This window comes from Sphingomonas sp. R1, assembly GCF_025960285.1.
Lineage (GTDB): Bacteria > Pseudomonadota > Alphaproteobacteria > Sphingomonadales > Sphingomonadaceae > Sphingomonas.
In genome coordinates, this window is record NZ_CP110111.1 from 3,480,635 (window position 1) to 3,501,231 (window position 20,597).

Annotated in this window: 14 protein-coding genes; 6 read left to right on the forward strand and 8 right to left on the reverse strand. The window is 68.7% G+C overall.

The features are described 5' to 3' along the window. Positions 1-61: 61 nt before the first annotated feature. Complete coding sequence (locus OIM94_RS16600) at positions 62-3,331, reverse strand: TonB-dependent receptor (RefSeq protein ID WP_264607783.1); 3,270 nt, start codon at positions 3,329-3,331, stop codon at positions 62-64. A 205-nt stretch (positions 3,332-3,536) separates the two neighbouring features. Here OIM94_RS16600 and OIM94_RS16605 point away from each other — a divergent pair, with 205 nt between their 5' ends. From OIM94_RS16605 to OIM94_RS16625, 5 genes are all read left to right on the forward strand, one after another. Further along, positions 3,537-5,051, forward strand: coding sequence for a tryptophan halogenase family protein (locus tag OIM94_RS16605; protein WP_264607784.1), 1,515 nt, complete (start codon positions 3,537-3,539; stop codon positions 5,049-5,051). Then, complete coding sequence (locus OIM94_RS16610; RefSeq protein ID WP_264607785.1) at positions 5,044-6,384, forward strand: tryptophan 7-halogenase; 1,341 nt, start codon at positions 5,044-5,046, stop codon at positions 6,382-6,384. Before OIM94_RS16605 ends, OIM94_RS16610 begins: the two co-directional genes overlap by 8 nt. A 31-nt stretch (positions 6,385-6,415) precedes the next feature. Beyond that, the gene (locus OIM94_RS16615; protein WP_264607786.1) at positions 6,416-6,820 is read left to right on the forward strand and encodes a DUF2946 family protein; all 405 of its coding nucleotides are present in this window, start codon (positions 6,416-6,418) and stop codon (positions 6,818-6,820) included. A 66-nt stretch (positions 6,821-6,886) separates the two neighbouring features. Next, entirely contained in the window at positions 6,887-9,229 is a 2,343-nt protein-coding gene (locus OIM94_RS16620) for a TonB-dependent receptor family protein (RefSeq protein WP_264607787.1), read from the forward strand. A gap of 14 nt (positions 9,230-9,243) precedes the next feature. Next, entirely contained in the window at positions 9,244-10,605 is a 1,362-nt protein-coding gene (locus tag OIM94_RS16625; protein WP_264607788.1) for a PepSY-associated TM helix domain-containing protein, read from the forward strand. A 3-nt stretch (positions 10,606-10,608) separates the two neighbouring features. Here the strand turns inward: OIM94_RS16625 and OIM94_RS16630 are convergent, their stop codons facing one another. Genes OIM94_RS16630 through OIM94_RS16640 form a run of 3 tightly spaced genes read right to left on the reverse strand, consistent with a single transcriptional unit; the run spans position 10,609 to position 15,104 of the window. Continuing rightward, complete coding sequence (locus OIM94_RS16630) at positions 10,609-13,581, reverse strand: TonB-dependent receptor (protein ID WP_264607789.1); 2,973 nt, start codon at positions 13,579-13,581, stop codon at positions 10,609-10,611. Between the two features lie 15 nt (positions 13,582-13,596). Beyond that, positions 13,597-14,547: a FecR family protein gene (locus OIM94_RS16635; RefSeq protein ID WP_264607790.1), complete on the reverse strand. Its 951-nt coding sequence runs from the start codon at positions 14,545-14,547 to the stop codon at positions 13,597-13,599. Next, a complete protein-coding gene (locus tag OIM94_RS16640; RefSeq protein WP_264607791.1) occupies positions 14,544-15,104 on the reverse strand; it encodes an RNA polymerase sigma factor in 561 nt (186 codons plus the stop codon). The genes OIM94_RS16635 and OIM94_RS16640 overlap by 4 nt, the downstream gene beginning before the upstream one ends. Before the next feature lie 230 nt (positions 15,105-15,334). Here OIM94_RS16640 and OIM94_RS16645 point away from each other — a divergent pair, with 230 nt between their 5' ends. Then, a complete protein-coding gene (locus OIM94_RS16645; protein WP_264607792.1) occupies positions 15,335-18,088 on the forward strand; it encodes a TonB-dependent receptor in 2,754 nt (917 codons plus the stop codon). Between the two features lie 40 nt (positions 18,089-18,128). Here OIM94_RS16645 and OIM94_RS16650 read toward each other — a convergent pair whose 3' ends face one another. From OIM94_RS16650 to OIM94_RS16665, 4 genes are all read right to left on the reverse strand, one after another. Further along, on the reverse strand, positions 18,129-18,986 hold the full coding sequence (locus tag OIM94_RS16650; RefSeq protein ID WP_264607793.1) for a sigma-70 family RNA polymerase sigma factor: 858 nt from the start codon (positions 18,984-18,986) through the stop codon (positions 18,129-18,131). After that, entirely contained in the window at positions 18,983-19,438 is a 456-nt protein-coding gene (locus OIM94_RS16655) for a carboxymuconolactone decarboxylase family protein (protein ID WP_264607794.1), read from the reverse strand. Before OIM94_RS16655 ends, OIM94_RS16650 begins: the two co-directional genes overlap by 4 nt. A gap of 87 nt (positions 19,439-19,525) precedes the next feature. Continuing rightward, on the reverse strand, positions 19,526-19,975 hold the full coding sequence (locus tag OIM94_RS16660; RefSeq protein WP_264607795.1) for a PH domain-containing protein: 450 nt from the start codon (positions 19,973-19,975) through the stop codon (positions 19,526-19,528). Positions 19,976-20,018: 43 nt separating this feature from the next. After that, positions 20,019-20,474: an EF-hand domain-containing protein gene (locus OIM94_RS16665; protein ID WP_264607796.1), complete on the reverse strand. Its 456-nt coding sequence runs from the start codon at positions 20,472-20,474 to the stop codon at positions 20,019-20,021. Between the last annotated feature and the right edge of the window lie 123 nt (positions 20,475-20,597).

Genomic DNA, 20,597 nt, shown 5'->3' on the forward strand with positions numbered 1-20,597 from the left:
AAGTACGGCATCGCCGACAAGGAAAGGGCCCGGTGGCGTTGCTGCCCCGGGCCCTTCCACATCACATCGTCAGGCGAACGCTGATCGTGTACTGGCGATCGCTCTTGAAGTAGTTGCGCGGCGCTTCGAGGCCGTTCTTGTTGAGCAGATAGGTCGTCTTCGTCGTCGTATCGAGGAGGTTGGCCGCCTCGAGGCCGATCTTGAAGGTCTTGGTGACCGTGTAGAACAGCGACGCGTCGAGCTGGCCCGCCGCCTGCGCATAGACCGGCAGGAAGGGGAAGCAGCAGTCGCGGTTGCTCAACAGATACTTCGAACGCCAGCTGTACGCCGCGCGGGCATAGAAGCCCTTGAGGTCGTAGAACGCAGCGACGTTGACATTGTGCTTCGACAGGCCCGCAAGCGGGAGGTTGTCGTACAGGCCGGTCACGTCCATCACCGGCCGGTTGCCGTCCGCGGGCGTATTCGCCGGCGGGGTGTTCGGCAGGCTGTTGGTCGAGACATAGGTGTAGCTCGCCTGCAGCCCCAGCCCGCGCAGCAGGCCCGGCAGGAAATCATAGGTCTGCTGGTAGGACACCTCGGCGCCCTTCACCCGACCGGTGCCCGACGCGTTCACCGGGCCGTTGCCGGTGACGGTGTAGGTCTGGCCGTTGTTGGTGAAGGTGCGGGTGAACGGCGAGTTGTCGAGAATGATGTTGTCGAGCGTCTTGTAGAACAGCGTGCCGGTCAGCTGGCCGACGCGCGCGAAATACCATTCGGCGGTGAGGTCGAACTGGTTGGCTTCGATCGGGCGCAGATAGGGGTTCCGGCCCTGCAGCGAGAAACCGTACAGGCCGGAGCGGTTGCCGCCCGCCGGTGCGATACCGATGAAGTTGCGCAGGTCGCCAAAGTTCGGGCGCGAGATCGCCTTCGATGCCGCGAAGCGCATCAGGAACTTGGTCGTCAGGTCCAGCCGGACGTTAAGCGACGGCAGCCAGTGGTTGAACTTCTGCTGGGCCACGTCCGCCACCGAAGCACCGTTGGCGAAGGCATAGGCGTTGAGCGCATCCTGCAGCGGGATGGTGCACAGCGGCGGCGTCGGATTGAACTGGCCCGGATTGGCCGCGACATAGGCGCAATATTGCGGGATCGTGCTCCAGCGGGCCGGGCGCGGCGTACCATCGGCATTCACCCCGGCGCTGTCCGGCTGGAACACCGTGCTCGCGGTCGGGAAGGTGACGCCACCATAGGCCTTGTCCTCGGTGTGCACCCAGCGCAAGCCGACATTGCCGCTCAGCTTGGTCGCCCCGCCGAATGGTGCATCCACGCCGAAGTCCGCGCGGACATAGGCGGCGAAGGTACGCTCGCTGTTCCGGTAGATCTCGTTGTCGCGGAAATAGCCGTCGACCAGCGGGCCGCCGTTGACGTTGGTGCGGTCCTGCAGCGGCACGTAGCTGCCGACATTGCCGCCCAACTTCACCGCGTTACGAACATACTGCATCAGCTTCGCGTCATCGGTGAGGATGTCGATCGGAATATACGCGGCGCTGGGCGGCTGGGTGACGGTGCCGCGCAGGAAGTTGTCGAACGTCAGCACCGAGGTCGGGCCGGCCTGGGCGATCGAGACGGCGCCGGCCGGATAGGCCCAGTTGGCGGAGACCGACCCCCAGTTGTTGTAATCGTTGGTACGCGCCACCTGCGAACGGTCCGAATAGCGGCCCCCAACGCGCAGCTTGCGCAGGAACGAGGTGTCGCTCACGTCATATTCGGCATCGCCCTGAAAGGCCCATTCATGACCGTCATTCTTGGCGCGATTCACGCTGGCGTTGTTGATCCAGATGCTGTTGCCGCTGCTGAAATAGTTCGCGGTGTTGAACCCGGGCGTCACGAACTTGATGTCGGGAATGTCGCGGGTGCGGTCGATGGTGATCTGGCCGTAGGAATTGCCGTCCACGGTCGCGTCGTAATTGTCGGTCTTCGACGCGACATACTGGCCGTCGAAATTGAAGCGCAGGCGTTCGGTTGGCCGCCACTTCACGTTGAACGAAGCATCCTGCGTGATCGAACGGGTGATGAAGTTCCGGTTGGTCAGGTTCAGCGTGTAGCTGTTGTCGACGAACTGCGGCAGCGCGTTGGCATAGGTCGGCGCCCCCGCGGCGTTGACGTACCAGCCACCCGGCGAGACCGCGCGACCGAACGTGCCGGTCTGGGCAAGGCCGTTGCTGTCATAGGTAGGCGCGGTGCTGCCATAGGGCATCACGGTGGTGATGTCGTTGTACCAGTTGGCGGCTTCCAGCGTATGGTCGACCCAGGCCTCGCGGCTGTCGGCGCGCAGATATTGCGCCGTTACCAGCAGCGAGCGATCGGCATTCTCGAACTGCGTCGCGGCGGAAATGCCTATCCGCTCGCGGTTGAAATGCTGGTCGCGGAAGCCCGGCCCGAGGGGCGTGTAGACATTGGTCTTGCCGGCCGGCACCGGATAGGCGTCGAACAGTGTCGTTTCATAGGCAGTGCCGGCGTTGATCGTGTGACCTTCGCCCGCATCCTGCACGCCGTTGCCGTTCTTGTCGTCATTCTGGCGCGGCAGCCAGCCCGAGAAGTAGATCGACTGGCTCTGCGAGCGGATCTGCGAGTAGGTGCCGCCCAGCAGCACGCCGATCCGGCTGCCGCCGGGCGTCGTGAACTGCTTGGAGACGAGACCCACTACGGCGGGCGCGCCGCGCTTCTCCATGTCACCGATGTTCATCGACGCGGAGAAATAGGCGAGGTCCTTCGCGCTATCGAAAGGCTTGCGCGCGTTGATGCTGACCGTGCCGGCGATGCCGCCTTCGATCATGTCGGCGGTTAGATTTTTGTACACCTCAATGGAGCCGACCAGTTCGGACGGCACGTCGCTGAAGCCGATCTCGCGACCGCCGCCAACGGCGAAGGTATCGCGCCCGTTGAATTCGCTCTTCACATAATTGAGGCCGCGGACGACCACGCCGGAGCCCTGTACCGAGAAGTGCTGCGAGTCCGACGGCGACGCGAAGCGGCTGATCGCCACGCCGGGCACGCGCTGCAGCGCCTCGTTGACGGAGCGATCGGGCAGCGCGCCGATATCCTCGGCGGTGATTGCATCGACAACGGTGTCGGAATTGCGCTTGATGGTCTGGGCGCTGCGCAGGCTGGCGCGGATGCCGGTGACGACGATGTCGTCGCCGGTCGTCTGCGCAGGCGCATCGGCCTGGGCGGCGGTGCCGGCAGCATCCTGCGCGGCAGCCTGCGTCGGTGCCATCGCCAGCGCGATCAGCGAAGCGGTGCCTGCGAGCGAAAAGATGGTGGTGCGCGAAAGGCGCGAGCGTGCGTCGATCATGGTTCCCCTCCGAATGATCCGCTCTGGTTCGATGGCGTCGACGTTCCTGCGCGACGCTACCAAGGCGGCTGGACACCTTGTTGCAATGCGTTGCCAGCCTCTGCAATACAAAAACGTATTTGATTGATTTAATTGCCGGCCGCAAAAGCACTGAAAAGGCGCAATTCGCGGCCAGTGTTGCGGAAATGTCATAGGGGAGGTCGGGTTGGACGAGGAAGGCAAGCGCCGAGTCGTGATCGTCGGCGGCGGCACCGCGGGCTGGATGACTGCAGCGGCGCTCGTCCACCAATTGGGCCCGCTGGTATCCGTCCGGCTGGTCGAATCCGCCGAGATCGGCATTGTCGGCGTCGGCGAGGCGACCTTCCCGCATCTTCGCCTGTTCCTCCGCCGCCTCGGCATCGAGGAGGCCGCGTTCATGGCCGCCACCCACGCCACCTACAAGCTGGGCATCGTGTTCAACGATTTCGGTGCGCTGGGCGAGGAGTATATGCACGGCTTCGCCGGGTTCGGCGAGCCGGTGGCAGGCGTGCCCTTTCACCACTACTGGCTGCGGATGCACCGCGAGGCGCAGGGTTCGGCGATCGGCGATTATTCGATCGCAGTGGCAGCGGCCCGGGCACGACGGTTCCATCCGCCCTGCGACGACCTGGGAGGCGAGGGCGCGTTCAGCTATGCCTATCAGTTCGACGCGACGCGCTTCGCGCCCTTCCTGCGCGACTTCGCCTGCGGACTGGGCGCCGAGCGGATCGAGGCGACCGTGCGCCATGTCGCACGCGATGCGGAACGCGGCGACGTGACGGCGCTGGAGCTGGCGGACGGATCGCGGGTAGAGGGCGATCTCTTCATCGACTGTTCGGGCTTTCGCAGCCTCCTGCTCGGCGAAACGCTGGGCGAGGATTGGGAGAGCTGGAGCGACTGGCTGCCGTGCGACCGCGCCGTCGCCATGCCGTGCACCCGGCCACCCGGCGAGATCGAGCCCTTCACGCGCGCGATCGGCATGTCGTCCGGCTGGCGGTGGCGGATCCCGCTCCAGCATCGACTGGGCAACGGCTATGTGTTCAGCAGCGCCTATCTGAGCGAGGACGCCGCCACCGCCGAGCTCGCCGGCGTGCTGGAAGGGACGCCGCTGGCCGAGCCCCGCATCCTGAAATTCCGACCCGGGCGGCGGCGGCGTGCCTGGGCGCACAATGTGATCGGCATCGGCCTTGCCTCCGGGTTTCTGGAGCCGATGGAGTCGACGAGCATCTATCTCGTGCAGGTGGCGATCGACTGGCTGCTCGAACTCTTTCCGCTCGGTGCCGTGGAAGAGGGCGACCGGACGACGTTCAACGCGCTGATCGATTTCGAATATGCCCGGATCCGCGACTTCCTGATCCTCCACTATCACGCCACCCGGCGGGACGATTCGCCCTTCTGGAACCGGATGCGGACGATGGAACTGCCCGAAAGCCTGGCCGAGCGGCTGGCACTGTGGCGGCGTTCCGCGCGGGTCGCGCATTATGGTCGCGGCCCGTTCCTGGAGCCGAGCTGGGTCGCGGTGCTGCTCGGGCAGGGCATCCGGCCGGACGCCTGGGATGCGCGCGCCCAGCTCCCCGATCGCGCGCGGCTGGAGGGCGCGATGGCGGCGCTTCGTGCCGATGTCGACCGGCGGGTGGGCAGCATGCCGGACCATGCCGCCTATCTGCACGACCTGATCGGTGGGGAGGCGCTGGATGGCTGAGCCGCGGCCGCTGAACCGCCTCGGCATTGTGGGTGGCGGCCCGGTCGCGCTGCTCGCCGCGATTGCGCTGGCCCGGGCGCTGCCTACCAGCGACGTGTTCCTGCTGCCCTGCGCGGTGCCGGAAGCGGCGCTCGCCGACCATGCGGTGTCGGGCGGCGCGGCGCTGCGGTCGCTGCATGCCCGGATCGGCATCGGCGAGCGGCTGCTGCTCGCGCGCGCCGCGGCCAGCCACTGCCTGGCGATCCACGTGGAGGGGATCGGCGCGCAGCCCGATTTCTGGCTGGGCCACGGCGCCGCGGTGCGCGACGCAGCCGGCGGCTTCGCAGGCGAACCTTCGCTTGCCGCGGTGCTGGCGGAGGCCGAGCGGTTCCTGGACCCGGGCGCGGCGGGCGGCGATCTGATCGATCCGGTGCTGCGCTTCGATCCGGCGGCGTATCGTGCGGGTCTGACGATGCTGGCGCGCCAGGCGCGGGTGCGGGAGTTGGCGCCCGCGGCAGGGCTCGTCGGCGAGGGCGGTATCGCGCTCGCGGACGGAACGCACTTCGAGGCCGATCTGCTGATCGACGCAACGGGCTCCGGCTGGATTCGCAGCGCTGCCGGACAGAGCGGGTGGACCGAGGCCGACGGTCCCGCGCGAAGCTGCCGCGGATCGACCGCGCCGCAGATGAGCCTGCGCGACCGGCTGCTCGGGCGAGGCGGCGCGTTCCTGCACGAACAGCCGGGCCTGTCCGCGACCACCTGGACCGGGAGCTGGGAGGCGATGGCGGACGAGCAGCGTGTGCTGGACGCCTTCGCATCGGCGGCCGGCGCAATCCCGGACCCGGTCTTCTCGATCGCTCCCGGCCGTCTCGCGACGGCATGGCAGGGCCGCGTTGTCGCGATCGGCGACGCCGCGGCGCGCTTTGCGCCTACGGCAGGCCTCAACCTGCACCTCGCGGCCGCGCAGATTCTGCTGTTGCTGGACCTGCTGCCCTGCGGCACGCCCCCGTTTGTGGAGACCGCGGAATATAACCGCCGATCCGCGCTTCTCGCCCAGGACGCGCTGGATTTCGTGGCATACCTGCATGGCGGCATACGGTCGCCGGCGCTCGCGCAGCGGATCGACCAGTTCGCCCGGCGCGGCTGGGTGCCCGTATTGGCCGAAGGGTGCGTGTCGGTCGATTTGTGGGCGCAATTGCTCGCCGGGCTCGGTCACGGACCCGGCAAGCTGCCGCGGCGCACGGCGATGCCGGAGGCGGAGGCGGCTGCAGCCGCCGAAGCACGCGCGGGCACCCGTGCGACCCGGCTCGCAGATGCGATGCCCTATGCACGCTGGCGCGCATCCCGGGCATGACAAGGCGCGCGGTGCGCGCTAGGTGCGTGGCGTGACCAGCTTGCGCCGCCACCTGCTTGAGCATCGCCTGCTGTGCGGCTGGCTGATCGCGGCTGCGCTGCTGATGAAGGCCGTGGTGCCGGCGGGGTTCATGCCGGTTGCGTCGGGCAACACGCTCGTGCTCGGCTTCTGCTCCGGATACGGGCCCCAGACGATGGTGGTGACGATCCCCGGCAAGGAGGACCGCTCCGGCTCGGACGAGCAGGCGCGGAAGCATGCGATGCCGTGCGTCTTTTCCGGCCTGTCGATGCCCGGCCTGTCCGGCGTCGATCCGGTGCTGCTGGTCCTCGCGATCGCCTTCGTGGTGGCGCTGGCGATCCGCACCGCCACCGCGATCCCGATCGTCGCGCGCGTCTATCTGCGACCGCCGCTGCGAGGACCGCCGCTTTTCGCCTGACTCCGTCGTTCAATGTTCGTGCGCGCGGGCATCCGTGGCTGCGCGCACCCGGATCAGGAAATATGCATGTCCAAATACCTGTTTTCGGCGGCCGTTTCGGCCGTCCTCGTCGCATCTGCGGCGCACGCCCAGTCCGTCCATGAGGATCGTCGCGCCGAGCTGCTGCGCCAACGGGCCGCGATCGACGCCGAGCTGGCGAAGCTCGATGCCCCCGCGCCCGTATCGCAGACCACGCCGACCGCGCCTGCGTCGGCCGACGAGATCTTCGTCACCAGCAAGGCGCTGTCGCTGACCACGCAGGTGAGCGGCCAGACGGTCACCACCGTCGATGCCGCGGCGTTCCGCAACACGCCTGCGACGACCATCGCCGACATCGTCCGCCTGTCCCCCGGCATCGCGGTGACCCAGGGCAACGGCCCGCGCGACGTGAGCGTGTCGGTTCGTGGCTCCAATGCGCGCAATTCCTTCGGCGCGCGCAATCTGCAGGTGTTCGAGGACGACTTCCCCGTCACCCAGCCCGACGGCCTCGCCCGCTTCGATCTGACCGACCCGCACGCCTATGGCGCGGTGGACGTGGTGCGCGGGCCCTCCTCGGCGCGCTACGGCAATTATGCGCTGGGCGGCGCGGTCAACTTCCGCACGCGCTCGGGGCGCGACATCAACGGCGTGGAGGCCGGCCTCGATATCGGTGGGGACGGTTTCGCCAACCTCTATGCCACGATCGGCGACGGCAACGCGTCGCACGACATCGCGGTGTTCGGCAGCTATGTCCGCGGCGACGGCGCGACCGGACATACGGGCTATGAAACCGGCACGATCAACGCGCTTGCGCGGTTCGAGCTGGGCACGCGCGACCGGGTGGCGGTGAAGCTGATCTACAACGAGGGCGAGTTCCGCCTCTCCACGCGCCTCTCGTACAACCAGTATCTCGCCAACCCCTATCAGCAGGGCTGCAAGGCGGCGGCGAGCGCGGCGCCGGGCTGCGGCACGATCTCGGTGCTGGTCAACGGCGTGAGCGGCGCGCGCATCGCCCAGACGGCGGACGAGGGCGACCTCGCCCGCAACGATCGCCGGACGATCATCGGCACCCGCTACGAGCATGACCTGGGGCCGGATACCACCTGGCGCACCCAGGCCACTTTCGACAGCCGGGTGGTCAACCAGCCGACCAGCGCGACGCCGTTCAAGGGCACGCTCGACAGCTACAACCTGACCTCAGACATCACCCACCGCGGCAGCATCGCGGGCATGGCGGCGACCAGCTTCCTGGGGGTGTTCTACAATTACCTCGACAACCAGAGCTACAGCTTCAACAAGACGCCGGCCGGCCGCAACGGCTTCGGCGCGCTGACCCAGACGGTGTTCGGCGACGTGCGCAACCTGGGGGTGCGCGCTCGCGAGGAGCTGCAGCTGACGCCCACGCTGCAGCTGATCGCGGGCATCGGTGCGGAGCGCTCGATCCTCAACGTCCGCCAGACGGCGTACAGCTATCCCGTCGCCGCCAGCCCGGTGCTCACCTTGATCCCGGCCGAGCGGCATTTCACCAACGTTGCGCCCGAGGCCGCGCTGTTCTGGCAGGCGGTCGACGCGGTGCGGCTGCACGCGCGGGTGGGGACCGGCTACGGCATCCCGCAGGCGGGCAATCTGTTCGTCACCAGCGCGGGCGTGGCGGGCAACAACACCAGCCTCAAGGCACAGCGCAACACCGGCGTCGATCTGGGTGCCGAGGTGGCGCTGGGCAGCAACTTCAAGGCGGAGCTGACCGGCTATTACGAATGGTTCACCAACGAACTGGTCAGCCAGTCGGCGGGCGTGAACCTGCTCGCCTATACCTCGAACGTGCCGCGCTCGGTGCATCGCGGCGTGGAACTGGGCGTCAGCTGGAGGCCGCTGCCGGCGGTGCTGCCGGGCGCCAAGCTCGACGCGAGCTACAGCTATAACGACCAATATTATACCGACTTCCGCGAGCGGCTGACCGCCGGCGGCGTCTCCACGCTACTCAACCGCAACGGCAAGGCGATCCCCGGCGTGGTGCCGAACTTCCTCAACGTGCGCGGCGGCTATGACCAGCCGGCGGGGCCGCTGCGGGGCCTGGGAGGGTTTGCCGAAATCACCTGGCGCGACCGCTTCTTCGCCGACAACAGCAACCTGCTGGCGATGCCCGGCGCGACGCTGGTCAACGTCAACCTGCACTATGATCCGCCGCGCGGGGCCGGGCGGCTGAGCTTCTACGCCTCGGTGCAGAACCTGTTCGATGTGACCAGTGTCGGCTCGGCCGCGATCATCGCCAACAGCCTCAACGCCGCCACCGGCGCGGAGAACCCGGCATCGGTGCTCGCCAACACCACCGGCTCGGTCTACGCGGGCCAGCCCCGCACGGTCTATGCCGGCGTCAAGGCGCGCTTCTGATGGGGGAGGGGATCATGACGCACACGCACCGCCGCCGCTGGCCGAGCTATGCCGCGGTCTGGCGCTGGCATTTCTACGCCGGGCTGTTCTGCGTGCCGTTCGTGCTGTGGCTGGCGGTCACCGGATCGATCTACCTGTTCCGCCCGCAGGTGGAGGCGCTGATCGACGCGCCCTATGCCAACCTCGCGATCACCGGTCCGCGCGCCTCGGCGGCGGACCAGGCGGCGGCGGCGGTGCGGGCGGTGCCGGGATCGGTGCTCCACCGCTACCAGCTGCCCGAGACCGACACCCAGGCGGTGCAGGTGATCGTCGGCAAGGGGAAGGAAGAGACGCGCGTCTATGTCCACCCACAGACGCTCGCGGTGCTCAAGACCGTGGACGAGGATTCGCGGCTGATGCGGGTGATCTTCCGCCTGCACGGCGAGCTGCTGGCGGGCACCCCCGGCTCCTATCTGGTGGAGCTGGCGGCGTCCTGGACGATCGTGATGCTGCTCTCCGGCCTGTTCCTCTGGTGGCCGCGCGGCGGGGGACTGGGCGGCGTGCTCTACCCTCGGCTTACCGCGGGCGGGCGGCGCTTCTGGCGGGACCTGCACGGCGTCACCGGCTTCTGGGTATCGGCCTTTGCGCTGTTCCTGCTCGTCTCCGGCCTGCCCTGGGCGAAGAGCTGGGGCGGCTATCTCAAGGCGGTGCGGCAGGTGGTGGAGGGCCATCCGGTCAAGCAGGACTGGACCACCGGCACCGCCGAGGAACTCCGCCGCCGCGCCGCGATGGACGCCGGCACCCGCGCGATGATGGGTGAGCATGCCGAGCATCACGGCATGGCGATGGCGCATCCGTCCGGATCGCTGGTGCCGCTCGACCGGCTGATCGCGACGCTGGGGCCGCTGCGGCTGGCGACGCCGGTGCTGGTGTCGCCGCCCACCGGCCCCGGCCAGCCCTGGACCGCCAAGTCCGATGCCGCCAACCGCCCGCTGCGCACCGATCTGACGCTCGACGGCGAGACCGGCAAGATCCTTACCCGCAAGGACTTCGCCCAGCGGCGGCTGGTCGATCGGCTCGTCGGCTGGGGCGTGGCGATCCATGAGGGGCAGGCGTTCGGCTGGCTCAACCAGCTGCTCAACCTGCTGACCGCGCTCGGGCTGATCCTGCTCGCGATCAGCAGTACGGTGCTGTGGTGGCGAAGGCGGCCCGAGGGCGTGCTCGGGGCCCCGCGCGCTGGCGCGACCGGGCCGGCGGCGATCGCCTTCTTCGCGCTGGTGGTGCTGCTCGGGCTGCTCCTGCCGCTGATGGGGGCGAGCCTGCTCGCGATGCTGCTCGTCGAGCGATTTGTGCTGGCGCATCTGCCGGCCCCGCGGCGCTGGCTGGGGCTCGCCTGAGCCTCAGCGCCGCCAGTCGATCGCGAGCCCGATCAGTCGGCCGGTGGACACGGTCTGCGGCACCGTGTCGCTATGCCGGCCGATGGTGCTGCGATAGGCGGCATCGGCCAGCAGGTTCCGGGCGAACAGCCGCAGGTTCGCCCGACCGCCGATCGCATGGGCAAGGCTGGCATCGACCTGTCGGGCGGGGCGCACCCACTGGTCGAGCGCGGTGCTCGCCAGCACCGAATAGCCCGACGACGAGGTGCCGAGCAGGCCATATTGCTGGACATAGGCGCCGGTCCAGCGGCCGAGCAATGTCGCCTCCCAGCCGCCGCGACGATACCGAAGCTCGGCGGAGAGGTTATAGTCGGGCGCATATTGGAGATGCTCGATCGCCGCGAGATCGGGGTGGCGCAGCCGCACCCGGCCGCGCAGCAGCGTCGCCTGCGCGGCGAGCGTCAGCCTCGGCGCCAGCGGCAGCACGCTGCTCGCCTCCAGCCCCAGCAGGTGCGCAGTGCCGCCGTTGCGCGGCTGGATCACGGTGACGCCGGCATCGCCGGCAGCGCCTTGCGCGTTGGCATAGTCGCCGCCGGCATCGTAGAGATAGTGGGTCAGCCGCTTGGCGAACGCCGTCAGGCTGAGCGTCGTCCCACGCCGCCCGCGCCATTCCCGCCCGACGTCCAGATTGACTGCCCGTACCGCGCGCAGATCGGGGTTGCCGCGGGTGATGCGCAGCGCGCCGGTATCGGTGGTCTCGACCGTCGCGCTGCCGGCGAGCTGGGCGGGCGAGGGGCGCGTATAACTGGTCCACAACGTGGCGCGGAGCCCGCTGCGCCAGCGCAGGTCCAGGCCGGGCAGTAGCGCGGTGAAGCGGCTGCGGCTGCGGTTCCAGCCATAGCCGATGCCATTCGCTGGCACGCCGCTGTTGCCCGATAGCCAATAGTCGGTCTGCAGCAGCGCATGTTCGCCGCGCAGCCCGGCGGTGATCGTCACCGGCCCTACGCTGGCGACCAGCCGCGTGTAGCCGGTGGCGATGGTCTCGGTGGTGTCCAGGCTCGAGCCATTCAGAATATCCGGGGTCAGGGGCGGCGGAGTTGCCGCGCCGATGCGGGCCCGCAGGCGGCTGCCGTCGATCAGCGGCAGGCGATACGCATAGACGCCCGGCAGGATCGCCGCGATGTCGCCCTGCACCAGCCCGCTGGCCGCCAGCGTCTCGCCGTCCCTGCCCAGGCCATAGTCGACATCCACCTGCCGGTTGGACCGGCGCGAGCGATCGATGCCGAGGCCCAGTTCGAGCCGGTCGAACGGCGCTTCGCCGAAGCGGCGGGTGAGCGCGAGCGCGCCGCCGAGCCGGCGGTCGTCGCTGCGCTGGTCGCGCTTCTGGGCGAAGCGATGCACCGGATAGTCGAGCACCTTTGCGGCGAGCGCGGCATCGGCTGCGCTGAGCTGCGGGACCGGATAACCGCCGCGATCCGCCAGCTGCACGCCGCCGGGCAGTGCGGTGCCGATCGAATCCCAGTAGGAGGTCTCGATATGGTCGGGTCGGCTGACGACGCCGATTCCCCAATGCGCCCGCGCGCGCACCTCCGAGGTGCCGATCTGCGCGACGGTTCCGATCTGGGCGAGCGCGAAATGGGTGCGCTCCGGGTTGGTCTGGTACCAGTAATGCAGTGCGCCGCGGGTGCTGGCGAGATTGTAGGTGCCGTCGCCGCGCGCCGTTCGGGTGATGTCCGCCGCGCTGCCGCCGCCCTGGAAGCCGAGCTGGTAGATGTCCTGATCGGTCGCGCTTTCGGCGGCGCTCAGCCGGGCGTAGACGTGCAGCGCCGGGCTTGGCTTGAAGTCGAGCGCCGCCATCCCGCTGGCGCTGCGGCTTTCGCCGCGGGTGAACTGCGCGTTGACGCTGGCAAGCAGCAGGTTGGCGGCCGGGTCCAGCCCCGTCGGCGTGCGGCCGGTAGCCGTGACCTGACGGAACTCGATCGAGCCCTGCTGATAGGTCTGCTGGCTGTTGGCGAAGGCGCGGCGACCCGCCTGCACCCCGAACGCCACGCCCCAGCGATCGTCGTCGAAGCGGCGCGCGGCGCGCAGCCCGACCTGCCCATAGCCGGCGGGCTGGTGATAGCCGAGCGCGCTGCCGTCGATCCCGCCGATCGCCACCAGCTTCAGCACCGGTGCGCCGGGATCGAAGGCCGAGGGGGTCTGGACGTCGATCACTGCGCCGGTCGCATCCCCGGCGCGTTCGGGTCCGGGCGTCTTGATCAGCCGCACGGCGCCGAAGCCGAAGGCGGGCAGCAGGCCCATCTGCGCGTCGCGGCCATAGGGCAGCGCCTGCGGCATCGCGACGCCGTCGATCGTCACCAGGCTATAGGCGCCGGAAAGCCCGCGGATCGCAGTGAACTGGCCGTCCGCCCGCGCCGCGCGGTCGATCCCGCCAAGGTCGCCCTGCAGATTGGTGGTGCGGGTGAGCACGCCGGGCATCCGCGCCAGCGCCTCCGCCAGATTGCGATCGACCGGCGAGGGGCGGTCGCCGGTCAGCACGTCCGTGTCCGCCACCGTGGCGCGCGGCAGGCCGGGCTCGGGCGCTTGGGAAGGGCGGATGCCGGTTACGTAGATCGTCGCTTCTGCGGGCGCGTTGCTCGGCGGCGGCGCGGCAGCCCGTCGCTCGGGCCGACGGCGGAAGACCGGCCGACGCGCCGCGCGGGCGATCGACACGCCGGCGGTCTGGCGCACCACGCGCACCGGCAGGCCCGCGAGCATCTGCGCGAGCGCGCCGTCAAAGTCCGCTGCATCCACCGGCCGCGCGACCATGCCGGTGACGCTATCCGGCGCGAACAGGATGTTGCGGCCCGATTGGCGGGCGAGCGCCAGCAGCGCGCGGTCGAGCGGCTGCGCGGCGATGACGATCCGGCGCTGGGACCAGGCCGGCGCAGGCGCCACCAGCGTCGCGGCGGCGATCAGCGCGACGGGCAGGCACGGGGAACGGAAAGCGCGGTGCATGGCCCGCCGCCCGCCTCAGCGTCGTTCGATCGCGTAGCCGCCCGCGACGCGCGTCCAGCGCACCGGGTGGATGCTCGCCAGCGCGCTCAGGAAGGATTCGACGTCGCCGATCGCATAGGCGCCGCTGATCCGCAGCGTGGCGAGCGCCGGATCGCCGAGGCGGATCGTCTGGCCCTGCTCACCGAAGGCGACGAGGGCGTCGCGGAGCGGCGTATCGGCAAAGGTCAGCCGCCCGTCGCGCCACGAGAGCAGCGCCTCGGCATCGACCGGACGGGTCACGGCGCGGGTGCCGGCCAGCTCCACCGCTTCGCCGGGCGCGGGCTCGGCGAGCAGGGCGTTGGTCGCGCGGTCATGCACGGCGATTGCGCCGCGAGCGAGCACCACACGCGGCGTTGCGCCTTCCCGAACGCGAACGGCGAACAGCGTGCCGCGATCGACGACCGTCATCGGCCCCGCCTCGACACTGAAGTCGCGCAGCTGATGGACCACGTCGAAGGCGGCCTCGCCCGCCTCGATCGTGCTGTGGCGGCTGAACCAGCCGATCCGCGCAGTGAGGCGGGTGCCGGGGGCGAGCCAGACCTGCGAGCCGTCGGCAAGGGCGATCTGACGGCGCTCGCCTGCGCCGGTGGCATAGCGGGTCGTCACCGGCTGGCCGGCCCAGAACACCGCCAGTGCGGCGAGGGCCGCTCCCGCCAGCCCGCCGCCCCAGGCCAGCGGGCGCAGCGGCATGGTACGGACGGCGCGGGGCTCGGTCGCTGCCGCGGTCGGAGCGGGCGCGCTGAAGCCGCCCAGTGCCGCAGCGGCAGGGGCCGCCTCCCAGGCGCGTGCCACCATATCGGTCGCGGCGGCATGTTCGGGGCGCTCGGCCAGCCAGCGGCGGAACTCGGCGCGTTCCTGCGCGGTCAGCCCGGCGCGGGCGCGCTCCAGCCAGCGGGCGGCGAGCTCCAGCGTCGCGTCGTCGGTCACCGGGCCGGCTCCGCGAGCATCGCGCCCAGCCGCGCCAGGCTGCGCTCGATGTGGCGCGACACCGCCTTGGTCTCGATGCCGAGCCGCGCGGCTGCGTCGCGGTGGCTCAGCCCTTCCACGCGCACCAGCAGGAACGCGTCGCGCGCCACCGGCGACAGCGTCTTCAGCGCTTCGGACAGCGCATGGAGTTCGTCCCGGCCGATCAGCACGCGCTCGGGGTCGTTGGTGCCCTGGTCGAGCAGATCCTCGGCCACGGCGACATGGTTCTTCTCCATCCGCGCCTCGCTCCGCCGATGTTTGTCGATCAGCAGGTTAGACGCAGCCTGAAGCAGAAATCCCCGCCAGCTGCGAACTTTCTCCGCCTCCGGCCCCATGGCGAGCACGCGCAAGTACACGTCCTGGACGAAATCCTCGGCATCCTCGGGGCGCTCGACCCGGCGGCGGAAATAGCTGCGCAGCGCCGAGCGATGCGCCTCCAGCGGCTCGGGATCGCCCGGCGCATAGGCGAGCGATTCGCACGCGCGCTCCAGCCGCCCAAGTCCCCTGCGCTTGTTCATCCGCGACGCTCCAGCAGCCATGGCGAGGGTCCTTAGAACGAAGGGGTTGCAGTTCCGCGACGGGCCCGAAGGGCGCCGATTCGGCGGGGCGAAGCGAGCGCATCTGACGATGTTCGATGATGGTTTCGTGACGGAAGAAAAATGATTTTTCCGCCGGGGAATCTCGAAAATCGCTGCGTCTGACCTCGCAGGAGCGGGCCACCCGGCCCGCCACCCAGGGAGGGAAACCAATGACGTTCAGGAACCAGAGGCTGGCGCTGCTCGCCGGCGTATCGCTCGCCATCCTGCTGCCCGCCGCGGCGCAGGCGCAGAGCACGCAGGCAAGCGACGGCGCCGCCGACATCGTGGTGGTCGGCACCCGCGCCCAGGCGACCGACGTGCAGCTCGCCTCGGACAAGCCGATCGCGGTCTTGTCGAACGAGGATCTGCAGCACACCGCCGTCCACAACGTCGCCGAAGCGCTGGGGCTGATGCCCAGCGTCAACGTGATGAACACCGGCTCGTCCTTCTTCGGCGGCATCGACGGCGCCTCGCGCGGCGAGGGCATGTTCGTCTCGATCCGCGGCCTCAACGCCGAGTACAACGTCAACCTGGTGAACGGCGTGAACGTGGCGCAGGGGATGCCCTATAGCCGCCAGGTGCAGCTGAGCCTGTTGCCGCCGTCGGGCCTGAACACCATCGTGCTCAACAAGGTCTCGACCGCCGACATGGACGGCGACGCGATCGGCGGCACCGTCGATTTCCGCACGCCGACCGCCTATGACTTCTCCAAGCCGATGCACTTCGCAATCACCGCATCGGGCCGGATCGAGACCCGCGCCCGCGACTATGGCGACAGCGGCCTGGGTGGCGGCGCCTCGGCGGAGTTTTCCAAGAAGTTCGGCGCGAACGAAAGCTTCGGCCTCTACGCCAGCGCCTATTACGACGTGCGCCACTTCGCCAACAGCGAGATGGCCGGGGTGATGGCCGCGCAGAATGACGGCGGCTGGGCCTATCTGATCGCGACCGATGCCAAGGGCACGCCCGATGCGACGCTCGATCCCCAGAAGAACATCACCCAGACCGGTGTGAACATCGGCGTGTCGCAGGGCGATACGACGCGCTGGGGCGGCAACGCCTCGCTCGACTGGCGCCCCGACGACACCACCCAGATCTATCTGCGCGGCACCTATGGCTATGCCAAGACGGCGCAGAACTCGACGTTCAGCCAGTATGTCTCCGCGTCCAAGTCGTACAGCCAGCTGGTGGCGAACAGTGGCCGCTACGGCCTGAGCGTCGACCAGATCTCCACCCGCGTCTGGTACGAGACCAATCCGGAAATCGCCAAGCTCGCCACCGCGGCGTTTGGCGGCTCGAAGCAGTTCGGCGGGTGGAAGGTCTCGCCGCAGCTCTTCTACAGCGAAGGACACAACAACCGTCCCGACCATATCGAGGCCTCGGCCCGCATCAACCAGTCGGACAAGTATAATAGCGGCAAGAACCGCCCGCTCGGCGGCCTGTCGATGAGCTACCAGGACGGCTTCCCCCAGCCGCTGCTCACGACCGACATCTATAACGATCTGAACGACGCCGGCACGCGCCTGCTCGCCCGTCGCGCGGGCCAGCTGACCAAGCAGTTCTCCGGGCAGCGCAAATGGGGTGCCCGCGTCGATGTCGAGCGCGAGTTCGACGGTTCGGCGCTGCGCTCGATCAAGTTTGGCGGCAAGTTCTCCGATTCCACCCGCGACGTGACCAACCGCGACTGGACCAACGATCACCTCGCCAATCTGATCGGCCAGGGCGGCCTCACCTGGGACGGCCTGGGCATCACCAATGGCGAATATGCCGAGGCCTTCCCCGGCAAGTACCGGTGGAACCTGCCCAAGGTGAACCAGGACAAACTCAAGGAATATTTCTACAAATATCAAACGGCGAGCAGCTTCGACAGCTGCGACAGCAGCTACAGCTTCACCGACAACCAGAACTGCAACACGCAGCATGGCACCGAGGCGGTCGCCTCGGCCTATGCAATGGCCCATGTGCAGGCTGGCGACGCGGAGATCATTCCGGGGCTGCGCTACGAGCACACGGCCATCCACAACCGCTTCTGGCTGCTGCCCACCGACACCAGCAAGACCGGCAGCTGGTCGAGCAACCGCACCGAATATAACGAGGTGCTGCCCAGCCTGCTCGTCAACTACCGCCCGAACACGGACGCGGTCTATCGCGGCTCGCTGTTCTGGTCCTACACGCGGCCCGCTTTCGTCCAGCTGGGCGGCGGTGCGCGCTACAGCGTGAGCGACGACGGCCGGGTGACGATCACCCAGGGCAATCCGAACCTCAAGCCGATCCAGGCGATCAACGCCGATCTCTCGGGCGAGTGGAAGATCGCGCCGGGCGGCTATGTGATGCTGGGGGGCTTCTACAAGAAGCTGCGCAACTACATCTACGACAATGGCAGCGGCTATGTGAACGGGCTGACCACGCCGGTGGGCACCACCATCACGATCATGCCGCAGAACGGCGGATCGGGCGACGTCTACGGCCTCGAAGCGCAGTTCCGGAAGAAGTTCGTCGAGGCGCCGGGCCTGCTCGGCGGCCTGGGCATCGGCGGCAGCATCACCCGCCAGTGGACCAAGGTGGATATCGGCGGCGGCGTCGAGAAGCGGATCCAGAACGCGCCCGAGATCATGGGCGACGCGCAGGTCTTCTGGGAGAAGGGGCCGCTCAGCATCGACGTGATCTACCACTATACCGGCGAGTATATCTCCACCTACAGCGCGCTGGGGCTGAAGAAGTGGGACGATCTGTGGGTGCGCCCGATCCAGACGGTGGACCTGCACGCCGGCTATGACTTCGGTCGCGGTATCCGCACCGATGTCTCGGTGGCGAACCTGTTCGGTGCCTATACCTACTGGTCGCACATCGGCCGCAATACGCTGGCGCTGTCCGATGTCGTCAATTCCGGCACGACGGTGCTGGCAACGGTGAAGTTCGGCTTCTGAGCCGGGCAGGGGGCGCGGCCTTGCGTCGCGCTCCCTTTTTTCAGTGCAGCGCCGGGCCGTCGAGGTGGCGCAGCTTGTCCGGATTGCGCACCACATAGATGGCACGGATCTTCCCCGCGTCGATCAAGAGCGCGGTCGTCTGCAGGAGCCCGTCGGGCTCGCGGGTGACGAAGCCCGGCAACCCGTTGACATAGGCATAGCGCAGCAAGGCGCTGGTCCGCCCGCGCATCAGCCGGGCGATTGCCGCGAAGCTGCGGGTAACCTCGCGCATTCCACGCATCACCCGCCCGGCCGCGGGACGCTTGCCGCCGCCGTCCGAATGCAGGCGGACATCGGCCGCGAGCATCGCGCCGAGTGCCGCGATATCGCCCCCGCGCGAGGCGGCGAAGAAGGCCTGGGCAATGTCCATCCCATGTGCCCGCTCGACCGGGAAGCGCGGCCGTTCGGCGCGCACATGCGCCCGCGCACGGGCGGCGAGCTGGCGGCATGCCGCGGCGTCGCGTCCGAGACTTTCGGCGATCGTCTCGAAGCTCTCGTCGAACACGTCGTGGAGCAGGAACGCCGCGCGCTCGAGCGGAGAGAGCCGCTCCAGCGCCAGCAGCAACGGGAGGGTCACGTCCTCGATCATGTCGGGTTCGACCACCGGATCCGGCAGCCAGGGGCCGACATAGGTCTCGCGCCGCGCCCGCGCCGATTTGAGCTGGTCGAGGCACAGCCGCGTGACGATGCGGCGGAGAAAGGCTTCCGGCACCGCCACCGCGCTGCGATCGGCGGCAGTCCAGCGCAGCCACGCCTCCTGCACCACGTCCTCGGCATCGGCGAGCGTGCCGAGCATGCGGTAGGCGACCCGCAGCAGCGCGGGTCGCAGCGCATCGAACGTGGCGGCGTCGTCGCTCATGCCTTCCAGCCGAGCTCCGCGGTGAACATGTCGAAGCCGACGGCGATGCGGTTCCAGCCATTGATCACGGTGATCGCCAGTGTCAGCTGCACCTGCTCCTCCGCGCTGAACTGGGCGGCGAGCGCGTCATAGACGGGCTGCGGCGCACGCCTGGTCGCGATCAGGGTGAGGTGATCGACCCAGGCGAGCGCCGCCCGCTCGCGGGGCGTGTAGCAGGGCGCTTCCTCCCAGGCAGGCAGCAGGGCGATGCGCTGCTCGGTCTCGCCGGCGCGGCGGGCCTCGAAGCTGTGCATGTTGAGGCAGTTGGCGCAGGCGTTGATCTGCGAGGCGCGCAGCTTCACCAGCTCGAGCAGCGAATGCTCGAGGCCGCTCCGGGCGACCAGCAGCGAAAAATCGAGAAAGGCCTTCATCAGCGCGGGCTGGGTGGCGTGCGGATCGAGGCGGGTGGTCATGGGTGCAATTCCTTCGAGAGGGGAGACTGCAGCCATGACGAGGCAGCGTTGGCCCATGTGACATGGCGCCGCGAAAAATGTCGGCCCTCAGCCGCGCAGGTCTTCCTGCACCATGTCGATTTCACGCACCCCGCGCAGGCGGCGGGCATTGCTGACCAGCTCGCGCAGTTTCTCGCGGCGTTCGCGGGCATATGCGACGTCGCGGATCACCAGCGGGCCGCCGCGCGTGGTCTCGTCGGACGAGGTGATGGTGAGCGTGCCGATGCCCGAGATCTGGTTGAAGATCGAATAATCGAGCCGGACGTCCTTCACCCGGTACAGCTCGATCTCGTCGATCGATTTGCGCACGATGCCGCGATAGAGGACGATCCGGTCTTCGGTCACTTCGTACAGCGTCGACTTGTTACCGATCCAGCGTATGGCAAGGATTACGAAGCCGACGCCTACCAGGCATGAAACGACCGTCGCCCATCCTGCGAACGAGCCCTTGATCCATCCCGCGGTGGACGATTGAAAGCGATCGATCAGCTGCGCCATGGCGTGCATCATAACCGGGCGCCCGCCGCCCGCAACGACGAAGTCAGCCCGCGATCGGCGTAAGGAAGCGGGTCCACTCCTCGCGGCTGACCTTCTGATCGCGATTGGTGTCGGTGGTGGTGAAACTGTCCTGTACCCAGGCGCGCGCCTCCGCCTTCTCGCGATCGAAGTCCGCCTCCTTGGCCACCCGCAGCGCGACCAGCCATTCGCCGAACTCCGCCTGATCGAGACTGCCGTCGCCATTGGCGTCGTACCGGGCGAACTGCGCCTCGACCGAGAGTTTGGCGGGATCGGGCTTCGGCGTCGGCTGGCTGGCGTCCGCCGCCGGAGGCGGGTTCGCGCCCGCTGGGACCGACGGATCGGGCGCTGGCTGGGTGCCGGGCATCGCGTGCTCGGCCCCCGGCGCCGTCGATTGCCCGGTCGCGGCCGGTTGCACCGGCTTGTCCTGCGGCACGGGGGTAAGCTGCAGCGCGGCGGCGAGCATAAGGGGCGTCAGCATGCGGTTATCTCCTTGCGCCGGGTAACGGCCGGGCAGCAGCTTCGGTTGCCGCTCCGGCCGCTTCTTGCTAGGCGCGGGCGCGACCCGCCCGGGCTGCCGGGCTCCTCCCTTTTCGTACACGAA